At 61.6% G+C, this 12,659-nt stretch carries 12 protein-coding genes; 7 read left to right on the top strand and 5 right to left on the bottom strand.

All coding sequences use genetic code 11. The features are described 5' to 3' along the window. Nucleotides 1-113 precede the first annotated feature (113 nt). Together lldD and PH586_RS23130 are read right to left on the bottom strand one after the other, a co-directional pair. The gene (lldD, locus tag PH586_RS23135) at nt 114-1,259 is read right to left on the bottom strand and encodes an FMN-dependent L-lactate dehydrogenase LldD (protein ID WP_271350158.1); all 1,146 of its coding nucleotides are present in this window, start codon (nt 1,257-1,259) and stop codon (nt 114-116) included. A 107-nt stretch (nt 1,260-1,366) separates the two neighbouring features. Continuing rightward, entirely contained in the window at nt 1,367-3,061 is a 1,695-nt protein-coding gene (locus PH586_RS23130) for an L-lactate permease (RefSeq protein WP_271350157.1), read from the bottom strand. 314 nt (nt 3,062-3,375) lie between these two features. Between PH586_RS23130 and PH586_RS23125 the strand changes: the two genes are divergently transcribed. Continuing rightward, the gene (locus tag PH586_RS23125) at nt 3,376-4,152 is read left to right on the top strand and encodes an FCD domain-containing protein (RefSeq protein ID WP_271350156.1); all 777 of its coding nucleotides are present in this window, start codon (nt 3,376-3,378) and stop codon (nt 4,150-4,152) included. A gap of 73 nt (nt 4,153-4,225) precedes the next feature. Here the strand turns inward: PH586_RS23125 and smpB are convergent, their stop codons facing one another. Next, nucleotides 4,226-4,708, bottom strand: a complete 483-nt coding sequence (gene smpB / locus PH586_RS23120) for an SsrA-binding protein SmpB (protein ID WP_238042691.1) — start codon at nt 4,706-4,708, stop codon at nt 4,226-4,228. Nucleotides 4,709-4,817: 109 nt separating this feature from the next. On the opposite strand from smpB, the gene PH586_RS23115 reads away from it, so the two are divergent. From PH586_RS23115 to PH586_RS23105, 3 genes are read left to right on the top strand one after another with little or no spacing between them, the layout of a single operon-like run. Next, nucleotides 4,818-6,221, top strand: a complete 1,404-nt coding sequence (locus PH586_RS23115) for a sodium-dependent transporter (protein ID WP_271350155.1) — start codon at nt 4,818-4,820, stop codon at nt 6,219-6,221. A 34-nt stretch (nt 6,222-6,255) separates the two neighbouring features. Beyond that, on the top strand, nt 6,256-6,690 hold the full coding sequence (locus PH586_RS23110) for a type II toxin-antitoxin system RatA family toxin (RefSeq protein ID WP_271350154.1): 435 nt from the start codon (nt 6,256-6,258) through the stop codon (nt 6,688-6,690). Then, on the top strand, nt 6,683-7,006 hold the full coding sequence (locus tag PH586_RS23105; RefSeq protein ID WP_271350153.1) for an RnfH family protein: 324 nt from the start codon (nt 6,683-6,685) through the stop codon (nt 7,004-7,006). Before PH586_RS23110 ends, PH586_RS23105 begins: the two co-directional genes overlap by 8 nt. Nucleotides 7,007-7,066: 60 nt before the next feature. Here the strand turns inward: PH586_RS23105 and PH586_RS23100 are convergent, their stop codons facing one another. Then, entirely contained in the window at nt 7,067-7,588 is a 522-nt protein-coding gene (locus tag PH586_RS23100) for an outer membrane protein assembly factor BamE (protein ID WP_271350150.1), read from the bottom strand. Between the two features lie 97 nt (nt 7,589-7,685). Here PH586_RS23100 and fur point away from each other — a divergent pair, with 97 nt between their 5' ends. Beyond that, a complete protein-coding gene (gene fur / locus PH586_RS23095) occupies nt 7,686-8,090 on the top strand; it encodes a ferric iron uptake transcriptional regulator (protein WP_238042414.1) in 405 nt (134 codons plus the stop codon). Between the two features lie 142 nt (nt 8,091-8,232). On the opposite strand, the gene recN is transcribed toward fur, so the two are convergent. Beyond that, nucleotides 8,233-9,906: a DNA repair protein RecN gene (gene recN / locus PH586_RS23090; RefSeq protein WP_271350149.1), complete on the bottom strand. Its 1,674-nt coding sequence runs from the start codon at nt 9,904-9,906 to the stop codon at nt 8,233-8,235. A gap of 155 nt (nt 9,907-10,061) precedes the next feature. On the opposite strand from recN, the gene grpE reads away from it, so the two are divergent. After that, on the top strand, nt 10,062-10,631 hold the full coding sequence (gene grpE, locus PH586_RS23085) for a nucleotide exchange factor GrpE (RefSeq protein WP_271350148.1): 570 nt from the start codon (nt 10,062-10,064) through the stop codon (nt 10,629-10,631). A 99-nt stretch (nt 10,632-10,730) separates the two neighbouring features. Next, the gene (gene dnaK / locus PH586_RS23080) at nt 10,731-12,647 is read left to right on the top strand and encodes a molecular chaperone DnaK (protein ID WP_271350147.1); all 1,917 of its coding nucleotides are present in this window, start codon (nt 10,731-10,733) and stop codon (nt 12,645-12,647) included. Nucleotides 12,648-12,659 lie beyond the last annotated feature (12 nt).

Here is a 12,659-nt window from a genome sequence, read left to right as displayed (position 1 = left end):
GGCGGCGCGTCGGGATGCTGATGCAGCGCCGTTAGTAGGAGCGGCTGGACGGCGTTGCGCTTCAACCACGGTAAGCGCGGATGAATCCACTCCTGCTACAGACGGTTTGCTGCTCAGCGTCCCAGTTCACGCACCAGCGATTCGGCGCTGATTTCGCTGATCGACTTGGCGCCGGTCAGGACCATGGCCACACGCATCTCTTTTTCGATCAGATCGAGCAGGTTGCTCACGCCCGCGCCGCCGGCGACGGCCAGCGCATAAATGAAAGCGCGCCCAAGCAGGACGGTGTCGGCGCCCAGGGCGATCATCCGCACCACATCCAGACCGGTGCGAATGCCCGAGTCGGCCAGGATTGCCAGCTCGCCCTTGACCGCGTCGGCGATGGCCGGCAGCGCGCGCGCACTCGACAGCACACCGTCGAGTTGGCGGCCGCCGTGGTTGGAAACGACGATGCCATCGGCGCCAAAGCTCACCGCGTCCTTGGCGTCCTGCGGATCGAGGATGCCCTTGATCACCATCGGGCCGTCCCAGAATTCGCGGATCCATTCCAGGTCCTTCCACGAGATCGACGGGTCGAAGTTGTCGCCGAGCCAGCCGATATAGTCGGCCAGGCCGGTGCGGCTGCCGCGGTAGGCGGAGATATTGCCCAGGTCATGGGGTTTGCCCAGCAGGCCCACGTCCCAGGCCCAGCTTGGGTGGGTCATGGCCTGCAGCATGCGTCGCAGCGGCGCGTTCGGCCCGCTCATGCCGGAGTGGGCGTCGCGGTAGCGGGCGCCCGGTACCGGCATGTCGACGGTGAACACCAGGGTGGTGACGCCGGCGGCCTTGGCACGCTCCAGCGCATTCTTCATGAAGCCGCGATCCTTGAGGACGTAGAGCTGGAACCACATCGGTCGATCGATCGCCGGCGCCACTTCTTCGATCGGGCACACCGACACCGTCGACAGGGTGAAGGGGATGCCCTTGGCTGCAGCTGCGCGGGCTGCCTGGACTTCACCGCGGCGGGCGTACATGCCGGTCAGGCCAACGGGGGCCAGCGCCACGGGCATCGACAGGGTTTCATCGAACAGGCGGGTTTCCAGGCTCAACTCGGACATGTTGCGCAGCACCCGCTGGCGCAGGGCGATGTCGGCCAGGTCCTCGACGTTGCGCCGCAGGGTGTGTTCGGCGTAGGCGCCGCCGTCGAGGTAGTGGAACAGGAACGGCGGCAGCTTGCGTTGCGCCGCTGCGCGGTAGTCGGTAGAGGCAGAAATGATCATCGGGTTCACCCTAGTGCCAGGAGAAGGCTGTTCTTGTCCAGGACACGGCCCCATGAATGCTGCGGGGCCGGCCTGTTCGGGTATACGGCAGTCGTGAATGGAGCCTGTCAGCCAGCGGACAGCGGGTCGCTAACGCCCAGCACATAGATCGCGATCATGGCGATCGAACCGGTGAAGAGCACGTAGTACAGCGTAGGCCAGATGGTTTTGCGCAGGATGCTGCCTTCGCGCCCCAGCAGGCCTACCGTGGCGGAGGCGGCTACCACGTTGTGGATGGCGACCATGTTGCCGGCGGCGGCGCCAATGGCCTGTGCCGCGACAACCACGGCACCGGAGATGCCCAGGTTAGTGGCCACGCCGAACTGGAACTGGCTGAACATCATGTTGCTGACCGTGTTGGAGCCGGCGATAAAGGCGCCGAGTGCACCAATGCTCGGTGCCAGCAGCGGGTATATCCCGCCGACGCTATCGGCTACCCAGCGGGCCATGAGGATCGGCATGCTGGCCAGATCGGCGCCGTTGACCCCCGAGTTGATCAGGATACGCACCATGGGCACGGTGAACAGCAGGACGAAACCGGCGCTGAGCAGCACCCCGGAGGATTCCCTGACCGCCGAGCCCAGGTCACGCAGCTTCATCTTGTGGAAGAGGAAGGTAGCGAGTACCACGGTGACCAGAATCCCACCCGGCAGATACAGCGGCTGGAAGCTGGCGCTGACTCCGGTCTCGCCGAGCAGGTCGGGGAAGTTCACCGCCACAGCTTTCAGTGCAGCGGTGACTTGCGGTACGACCCGGCTGATCACCAGCAGGGCACCGACCAGCACATAGGGCAGCCAGGCGCGCAGCGAGCTCATGGGCTTGGCGGTCAGTTGGTCCAGCTTCATTTCTACGGTGCCCAGCCATTCGCTCGGCCACTTGTCCGCCGGGGCAAAGTCCCAGGTGGTTTTGGGCAACAGAAAGCCCAGGCGTGCTGCGCTGGTCACAATCGCCAGGCCAATCAGGCCACCGGCCAGTGATGGAAATTCCGGACCAAGGAATACCCCGGTGAGGGCGTAGGGGATGGTGAAGGCCAAGCCGGCGAACAGTGCGAACGGCAGTACTTCGAAGCCGGCTTTCCAGCTTTTCTCGGCACCGAAGAAGCGTGTCAGCATCAGTACCATGATCAGCGGCATCACGGTGCCGACGATGGCGTGGATGATCGCCACTTCGCTGGTGATCAGCTGCAGGAACTGCGCCCAGGAAGAGCCTTGCTCAAGCAGCTGCGCGCCGAGGGTGGCCGAATCCAGGCCGGTATTGACCCCGACTATGATGGGCGTGCCCACGGCCCCGAAAGACACCGGCGTGCTCTGCACCAGCATGCCCATCAGTACCGCGGCCATGGCCGGGAAGCCGATGGCCACCAGCAGCGGTGCGGCAATTGCCGCTGGCGTGCCGAAACCGGAGGCGCCTTCGATGAAGCAGCCGAACAGCCAGGCAATGATGATCGCCTGAATCCGCCGGTCCGGGCTGATGGTGGCGAAACCGGCGCGGATCGCGGTGATGCCGCCGGAGTGTTTGAGGGTGTTGAGCAGCAGGATGGCGCCGAAGATGATCCACAGCAGACCCAGGGTGATCAGCAGGCCTTGCAGGGTCGAGGCGAGTACGCGGTTGACACTCATGTCCCAGGCGAACAGGCCAATGGCGGCGGTCACCAGGTAGACCAGCGGCATGGCGTGCTTGGCCGGCCAGCGCAGGCCGACCAGCAGGATGGCTGCGAGCAGGATCGGAGAAAAAGCGAGTAGAGCCAGTAGACCAGTTGACATGTCGGTCTCTCCTTAGCGGCGCGCGATGCGCATGGGTGTATGCGGATGCAGCGGTGCGGCAAATGGTTTGGCGATGACCGGCATGGCAGACCTCATAAGCTTCTTGGAATTGTTTTAGGTTTGGGTAAATTGGTAATACCAATTTACAATGTGGCGCGGCCAGAGTAAAAGTGGAAGCTTGCAGCTGTCAATTAGCAGGCTTACTACTTTGGTCGAGTGCCCTTGTCTTGTATGGGCTCCAGCGTCGCTATAGGCTTGCTCTACAAGTGCCTGAGAAGGGCGTTACAGGTGGTCAAACCAGTGAGGTTCGGGTTATGGATGTAGGCCAGGTGCGCCAGCGCCGTTTGTCGGACGATATCGTCAGTCAGCTGGAAACCATGATCCTGGAAGGCACGTTGAAGGCCGGGGAGCGGCTGCCCGCTGAGCGGGCGCTGGCCGAGCGCTTCGGGGTGTCGCGGCCGTCATTGCGTGAGGCAATTCAGAAACTGGCGGCCAAGGGCTTGCTGGTCAGCCGTCAGGGTGGTGGCAACTATGTTGCCGACTCGCTTGGTACGACCTTCAGCGATCCGCTCTTGCAGCTGCTGGAGAGCAACCCGGAAGCCCAGCGCGACCTGCTGGAGTTTCGCCACACCCTGGAAGGTTCCTGTGCCTTCTATGCCGCCCAGCGCGCCACCGAACTGGATCGCCAGCGCCTGAGGGAGGCTTTTGCCGCGCTGCAGGACTGCTACAGCCGTAGCGGCAAGGTGACCCGCGCGGAAGAGGGGGCGGCTGACGCGAGCTTTCACCTGGCCATCGCCGAGGCCAGCCATAACGCCGTGCTGCTGCACACCATTCGCGGGCTGTTCGACCTGCTCAAGCGTAACGTGGTGACCAATATCGGTGGTATGTACGCCCAGCGCGACGAGACCCGCGACATGCTGATCGATCAGCATCGGGCGCTTTATGAGGCGATCATCGAGGGCCGTGCCGAAGACGCGCGACAGCTGTCCAATCGGCATATCGACTATGTGCAGGAAGTGCTCGCCGAAGTGCAGCAGCAAGCGCGGCGAGAGCAAAGGGCGCAGCGCCGCGGTGCGGGCGGCAAGCCCTAGAGTGGGTTAGCCGCCTGCAGGAGGCGATCTGTCGCGCTGGAGGGCGGCGTAAACCGCCGGGGCGAGATCGCTGTCAGTCGTCCTTGCCTTTGGTGCGCATGGCGCGCTGGACTTCACGGTCGGCGTCACGCTCTTTTTCGGTGTGGCGCTTGTCGAAGTCCTTCTTGCCCTTGGCCAGGGCAATCTCGCATTTGATCAAGTGCGCCTTCCAGTAAACCGACAGCGCCACGCAGGTGTGACCCTTCTGCTGTACGGCGCCGAACAGCTTTTCCAGCTCGCGCTTGTTCAGCAGCAGCTTGCGCGTGCGGGTCGGGTCGGCAATCACGTGGGTGCTGGCAGCCTTCAGCGGGGTGATGTGGAAGCCCATCAGCCAGGCTTCGTTGTCTTTCAGCAATACATAGCTGTCGACCAACTGGGCCTTGCCAGCGCGCAGGCTTTTCACTTCCCAGCCGGCCAGGACCAGGCCCGCCTCGAATCTGGATTCGACGAAAAAGTCGTGCATCGCCTTTTTATTTTGGGCGATGGTGCCTTGAGGGTGTTTCTTTTGTTTAGCCATAGGGCGCGCATTATAGGGAGTCGTTGGCCTGCTGGCGACAGCCTGATCTTGAGAGAGGTGGGCTAATCCCTGACAATGCGCATCTTTTGCGTAAATATCGGGCGTATTCATGGTCAGTGACAAGGTTTCTATCCACGGCGCCTGGGCCAGTCGGTGGGTGTTTATCCTGGCGGCAACCGGCTCCGCAGTGGGCTTGGGCAATATCTGGAAGTTCCCCTACATGACGGGCATTTACGGCGGTGGGGCCTTCGTCATGATGTACCTGGTGTGCATTTTTCTGGTTGGCTTGCCGATCATGTTTGCGGAAACCCTGATCGGTCGCCGCGGCCGGCAGAGTCCGGTGAACGCCCTGGGGGCGCTGGCGCTGGAGTCTGACGCCTCGCCGCGCTGGTCGTGGGCCGCGCTGATGGGCATGGTCGCCGCGCTGCTGATCCTGTCCTTCTACAGTGTCATCGCCGGCTGGTCGCTGGACTACATCATCGGCATGGGTGGCGGTCAGTTCCAGAGCATCAGTGCCGATGGGGCGGGCGCTGCGTTCGGCGCCCTGACGGCCGACCCTTGGCGTCTGACCCTGTGGCATACGCTGTTCATGCTGTTGACCGGCTTCGTCATCGCCCGTGGTGTCGTGGCTGGCCTGGAGCGCAGTTTGCGCATCATGATGCCGCTGCTGTTCCTCTTGCTGCTGGTGCTGCTGGGTTACAGCATGACCACTGGGCACTTTATGCAGGGGGTTCACTTTCTCTTCGATTTTCAGCCCGACAAGTTGCTCGACGGCGTGCTGGCCGCCATGGGGCATGCGTTCTTCACCCTCAGCGTTGGCGTCGGTTCGATCATGGTCTACGGCGCCTATATGCCCAAGCGCGCCTCGATCGGTACGACGGTGATGGCGGTCGGCATTCTCGATACCCTGGTGGCCCTGACGGCTGGTTTGGCGCTATTCCCTATCGTGTTTGCTGCCGGCATGGAGCCGGGCGCCGGCCCCGGGTTGATGTTCGTCACCCTGCCGGTGGCCTTCGGTGGTATTGCCTTCGGCCAGGTCATGGGGACGCTGTTTTTCGTCTTGGTGCTGATCGCGGCCTGGACCTCGTCGATCTCCATGCTGGAACCGGCCGTTGCTTATCTGGTCGAGCGAACCGAGCGCAGCCGCAGGCTGATTACCAGTGTGCTGGTATTGTTGTGCTGGGCAGTTGGCATGGGTACGGTGTTGTCCTTCAATGTCGCTGCCGAGGCCAAGTTCTTCGTCTCCGCTGACGACGGTTTTCACCTGTTTCAGTGGGGTGCCGAAGGCGGGCGCAACTTCTTCGAAAGCATCGACTACCTGACCAGTCGCATTCTCTTGCCGCTGGGTGGCCTGGCCTTCGTACTGTTCGCGGGGTGGGTGCTCAAGCGTGAGGCGGTGCGCGAGGAGTTGGCGATCAATAATCCGCTGCTGTTCGGCCTGGTCTACTGGTTGATTCGTGTGGTGGCGCCATTGGGTATATTGATCGTGTTTGTTGCAGAGTTGATGAAATGAGTACAGTCACCCTTCTGGATGAAGTTGCAGGCTTATGAGTACCCATATCCAGCGCTCGGCGTTGCTGCCGTATCCGGCGTCGGCCATTTTCGAATTGGTCAATGACGTGGCGCGTTACCCGGAGTTCCTGCCCTGGTGTTCGGCCAGTGAGGTGCTGGACGTCAGCCAAACCCATATGCGTGCCAGCCTGGCAGTGGCCAAGGGTGGGCTGAGCCAGCGTTTTATTACCCGCAATGCGCTGGTTTGGGGGCAGTCGATCGAGCTGGTTCTGGAGGAAGGGCCGTTCAGTCAGTTGCAAGGCCAGTGGGTGTTCAAGGCGTTGGGCGAGCAGGCCTGCAAGATCAGTCTGGATCTGACCTTCGATTATGCCGGCCCCCTGGTGCGGGTCACCCTTGGGCCGCTATTCAACCAGGCGGCGAACACCCTGGTGGACGCATTCTGTCAAAGGGCGAAGCAGCTATATGGCTAGCAACAAGATGATCGTGGTCGAAGTGGTTTATGCCTTGGCGGATAAGCAGAAGTTGCTGCGTCTGAGCCTGCCTTACGGCACCACCGTGCGCCAGGCGGCCGAGCAGTCGGGCATGCAGGCGCATTTCCCAGGCCTGGACCTGGCAAGCATTCCGCTGGGGATCTTCGGCAAGGCGGTGGCCAAGCCAGATGAGCGGGTGCTGGAGGATGGCGAGCGGGTGGAGATCTATCGGCCGCTGATCGCCGACCCGAAAGAGGTGCGCAAGCAGCGTGCGGCCAAGGCGGCCAAAGCCAAGGCTGACGAAGAGAGCGCTTGACGCCCGATAGGCGCGCATGAAAAAGCCCGGAAATATCCGGGCTTTTTTGCGTCTGCCGGCTTACTGCGGCGAGCTGTCCAGCGGTTCAGGGGTCGGTACCGGCACGCTTTGCACCTCGTCGACGTCGCGCTGGATCTGCTCGAGCAGTGAGCCAGGCGCTGGTCGCTCTTCGGTTTGCGGCTGCGCAGTGGTTTGCGGTGCCGCCATGCTGGTGCCATCCTGGCCGAGAATGGCCTCGTCGCGGCTGACGCCCGGCATGAAGTCGCCCGACAGACCGGCCAGTTGATCATTGCCATTGAAGATCACGCTGACGCGCTCTTGCAGGCGTTTACCGCCGCCCGGTTGAATGCTGTACAGGTAGTCCCAGCGGTTGGCATGGAAGGTGTCGGTCAGCAGCGGGTTGCCCATGATAAACCGCACTTGGCTGCGGGTCATTCCGGGGCGCAACTGATCTATCATGTCCTGTGTAACGACATTGCCCTGTTGGACGTCGATTTTATAAACCCCGGGGAAAGAACAACCGGCGAGCGCGAGGAGTCCCACGAAGGTGAGACTGGTCAGCAGGAGCTTGGTTTTTTGCATCGGCGGGTGACTTCCACTATCTTGGCTGGGCAACGTAAACCCCGATCATACCCGCAATAAAGGAAGCTGCGAAGCCGCTTCCGCGAGAAAGCAGACCATGGTTGAAAATAGCGAACTACGCAAAGCTGGCCTGAAAGTGACCCTGCCGCGGGTCAAGATTCTGCAGATGCTCGATTCCGCCGAGCAGCGTCACATGAGTGCAGAGGATGTTTACAAGGCCCTGATGGAGGCGGGCGAAGACGTCGGCCTGGCCACCGTGTACCGCGTACTGACCCAGTTCGAGGCGGCGGGGTTGGTGGTGCGCCATAACTTCGATGGTGGTCATGCGGTGTTCGAGTTGGCCGATGGTGGTCATCACGACCACATGGTCTGTGTCGATTCGGGCGAGGTGATCGAGTTCTTCGATCCTGAAATCGAGAAGCGCCAGAGGGAGATCGTGCAAGAGCACGGCTTCGAGATGGTCGATCACAACCTGGTGCTCTACGTGCGCAAAAAGAAGTAAGCGCGCACACGCATCATGCACAAAGGCGACCCTCGGGTCGCCTTTGTCGTTTCAGTAATCCGTCAGAGGTTGTGAAAATATCGAGGTCCGTCGCGAAAACGTCTTTAGGCGTTTGCCGTAGGCGGGAGTTGTTTGCAATCTCTCAGGCCTGGGCACTGCCGACCATCTGCCGGGCATGGGCCAGGGATTCTTCGGTCAGGTCGACGCCGCCCAGCATGCGGGCGATTTCCTCGACCCGCTGATTGCTATCCAGCTTGCTCACGGCTGTGCGGGTGGCATCGTTGCCGCGCTGCTTGTGTACGAACAGGTGCTGATGGCCCTGGGCGGCCACTTGTGGCAGGTGAGTGACGGTCAGCACCTGGCCGCGCTCGCCGAGGCGGCGCAGCAGTTGCCCGACCACTTCGGCGGTCGGGCCGCCAATGCCGACGTCGACTTCGTCGAACACCAGGGTCGGCACCCGGGAGGTTTGCGCGGTGATCACCTGAATTGCCAGGCTGATGCGTGATAGCTCACCGCCGGACGCGACTTTGGCCAGGGTCTTGAGTGGTTGACCGGGGTTGGCGCTGACCAGGAACTCCAGTTGTTCGAGGCCGTTGGGCTGAGGGTCGCTGCCGTTGTTGGCGCTCAGTTTGATGTTGAAGCGCCCTCCCGGCATGCCCAGGTTCTGCATTTCCAGTTCTACCGCTGTGGCCAGTTCGCTGGCCGCGCGCTGGCGCAGGGCACTGAGTTCGCCGGCCTTTTCCTGGTAGTGGCGCTCGTAGGCGGCCAGTTCGTCGTTCAGGCGTTCGGCGGCCTGGTCGTCGGCGTTGAGGCTTTCCAGCTCATCGAACAGTTGCTGCTGCATGGCAATCAGTTCGCCGGGCTGAATCCGGTGCTTGCGCGCCAGGGTATAGATTGCATCCAGGCGCTCTTCCATCTGCTGCAGGCGCGCGGGGTCGGCGTCGAAATGGTCGAGAAAGCGATTGAGCTCGCCGACTGCTTCTTCCACCTGGATCTGGGCGCTGGCCAGCAGGTTGGTTGCTTCGCTCAAGACGCTCGGCTGACCCTGGAAGGCGCCCAGGCGGTTGAGGCTGCCGGTCAGAGTCGAGAGCACGTTGCCGGCGTCATTCTCGCTGCACTGTTCGATCACCAGGCGGCAGGCGCTGAGCAGGCTTTCGGCATTGGTCAGGTTCTTGTGTTCCTGCTCCAGTTGTAGCAGTTCGTTTTCACCCAGGGCCAGACTGTCGAGCTCCTCCAGTTGATAGCTGAGCAGCTGATGGCGTGAGCGTTGCTCGTCGCCGAGGCTGGACAGGCGCTGCAGCTCGCTGCGGGTCTGTTTCCAGCGTTGCGCCGCCAGTTGCACCTGGCGCGCCAGTTCCTGGCTGCCGGCGTATTCGTCGAGCAGGCGGCGGTGGGTTTCGGCCTTGAGCAGGGACTGATGCTCGTGCTGGCTGTGGATGTCGATCAGCAGTTCGCCGAGGGCCTTGAGGTCGCCCTGGGGGCAGGGCGCACCATTGATGTAGCCACGCGAGCGGCCTTCGGCGGTGATTACGCGACGCAGGATGCACGGGCCGTCGTGATCCAGGTCGCGCTCGGCCAGCCAGGTGCGGGCTTCGGGGATGTCGCCAAGGTCGAAGCTGGCCAGGATGTCCGCCTTGTCGGCGCCGGGGCGCACCACGCCGCTGTCGGCGCGATCGCCCAGGCACAGGCCGAGGGCGTCGAGCATGATCGATTTGCCGGCGCCGGTTTCGCCGCTGATGACACTCATGCCGCTGTCCAGCTCCAGGTCGAGGTGTTCAACGATGGCGTAGTTGTGTACAGACAGGTGCACCAGCATGGCGAGGCCCCTCAAGTGTTAGGTGTGTATATTTATACAGTGTTTGTTTCTCGGCTGACAATCCTTGTGCAGCACTTGAAGCTGCAGAATTTGTCCCCATATAGGCGGCAGACGCGCAAGTTTAGGCTTGCGTCGAATTTTTAGAGGAGAAACGCATGGCTGACGAACAGACCCGCGATACCCAGTTGCCGGAAGTGGCACCTGGTGCCGAAATGGAATCGAGCGATCAGTTGGACGCTCGCATCCAGGTGCTGGAGGAAGAGCTGGCTGCCGCTCAGGATCAGGCTCTGCGCATGGCGGCGGATCTGCAGAATGTGCGTCGTCGCGCCGAGCAGGATGTAGAGAAGGCGCACAAGTTCGCCTTGGAGAAATTCGCCAATGACCTGTTGCCGGTCGTCGACAGCCTGGAGCGCGGTCTCGAGTTGTCGAATCCGGATGATGAGGCAATCAAGGCGGTGCGCGAGGGCATGGAGCTGACGCTGAAGCTGTTCCACGACACCTTCAAGCGCTATCAGTTGGAAGCCATTGACCCGCACGGTGCGCCGTTCAATCCGGAGCACCATCAGGCCATGGCCATGCAGGACAGCACCAATGTGGAGCCGAACAGCGTGCTCAAGGTGTTTCAGAAGGGCTATCTGCTCAACGGTCGGCTGTTGCGTCCGGCGATGGTGGTGGTCAGCAAGGCGCCGAGCGAAGCGCCGCCGTCCATCGATGAGCAGGCTTGAAATTCGGCGATCAGCCCCCATTTATGAGTCAAGCGTTTTAGTGCTACCGCGGCTGACAAGGCGCAGCGGCGGAATTATCAAAATTTCAGGAGAATGATGATGGGCAGAATTATCGGTATCGACCTGGGGACTACCAACTCGTGCGTCTCCATTCTGGAAAACGGCAACGTCAAGGTCATCGAGAACGCCGAGGGCACTCGCACCACGCCGTCGATCATTGCTTATGCCAATGACGGTGAAATCCTCGTCGGTCAGTCGGCCAAGCGCCAGGCTGTGACCAATCCGCACAACACCCTGTATGCGGTGAAGCGCCTGATCGGTCGTCGTTTCGAAGAAGACGTCGTGCAGAAAGACATCCAGATGGTGCCGTACAAGATCGTCAAAGCCGACAACGGCGACGCCTGGGTTGAGGTGAACGGCCAGAAGATGGCGCCGCCGCAGATTTCCGCGGAAATCCTCAAGAAGATGAAGAAGACCGCCGAAGACTATCTTGGCGAGCCAGTCACCGAGGCGGTGATCACCGTGCCGGCCTACTTCAACGACAGCCAGCGTCAGGCCACCAAGGATGCCGGGCGCATCGCCGGTCTGGACGTCAAGCGCATCATCAACGAGCCGACCGCTGCGGCACTGGCCTACGGCATGGACAAGGCCAAGGGCGATCACACCGTGATCGTTTATGACCTGGGTGGCGGTACTTTCGACGTTTCCGTGATCGAGATCGCCGACGTCGATGGCGAGCACCAGTTCGAAGTGTTGGCCACTCACGGCGACACCTTCCTTGGTGGCGAAGACTTCGACATCCGTCTGATCGATTACCTGGTCGACGAATTCAAGAAAGAAAGCGGCATGAACCTCAAGGGTGACCCGCTGGCCATGCAGCGCCTGAAAGAGGCTGCCGAGAAAGCCAAGATCGAACTGTCGTCCAGCCAGTCGACCGACGTCAATCTGCCGTACATTACTGCAGATGCCACCGGTCCCAAGCACTTGAACGTGAAGATTTCGCGCGCCAAGCTGGAGTCGCTGGTTGAAGACCTGGTGCAGCGCACCATCGAGCCGTGCCGCATCGCCTTGAAGGACGCGGGTATCGACGTGGCCAAGATCGACGACGTGATCCTCGTCGGTGGTCAGACCCGCATGCCGCTGGTGCAGAAACTGGTCACCGATTTCTTCGGCAAGGAAGCGCGCAAGGACGTCAACCCGGACGAAGCCGTGGCCATGGGTGCGGCTATCCAGGGGGCCGTGCTGGCCGGCGACGTCAAGGACGTGCTGCTGCTCGACGTATCGCCGCTGACCCTGGGTATCGAAACCATGGGCGGCGTGATGACTGCGCTGATCGAGAAGAACACCACTGTTCCGACCAAGAAGTCCCAGGTGTTCTCCACCGCTGACGACAACCAGGGCGCGGTAACCATTCACGTCCTGCAGGGCGAGCGTAAGCAAGCTTCGCAGAACAAGTCCCTGGGCAAGTTCGATCTGGCTGATATTCCGCCGGCCCCGCGCGGCGTGCCGCAGATCGAAGTGACCTTCGATATCGACGCCAACGGCATCCTGCATGTCGGCGCGAAAGACAAGGCCACCGGTAAGACGCAGTCCATTGTGATCAAGGCCAACTCCGGTCTGTCCGAGGAAGAGATCGAGCAGATGGTGCGTGATGCCGAGGCCAACGCCGAGGAAGATCGCAAGTTCGAAGAGCTGGCCACTGCCCGTAACCAGGGTGATCAGCTGGTACACGCCTCGCGCAAGATGGTCACCGAAGCAGGCGATAAAGTCACCGAAGACGAGAAGGTAGCCATCGAAAAAGCGCTGGGCGAACTGGAAGTAGCGATCAAGGGTGATGACAAGGCTGCTATCGAAGCCAAGATCAGTGCCCTGTCCGAAGCCACTACCCCGCTGGCGCAGAAGATGTATGCCGAGCAGCCGCAGCCTGGTGCTGAGGCTCAGCAGGCTGATGGCGCTCAAGACGCGGGCGACGATGTGGTCGACGCGGAGTTTGAAGAGGTCAAGGAAAACAAATAAGCGCAAGCTTAT

It is taken from the genome of Pseudomonas aestuarii (genome assembly GCF_027988105.1).
GTDB classification, from domain to species: domain Bacteria; phylum Pseudomonadota; class Gammaproteobacteria; order Pseudomonadales; family Pseudomonadaceae; genus Aquipseudomonas; species Aquipseudomonas aestuarii.
Note: the sequence above shows the minus strand (reverse complement) of the source record. Positions and strands in the feature narration are given on the sequence as shown.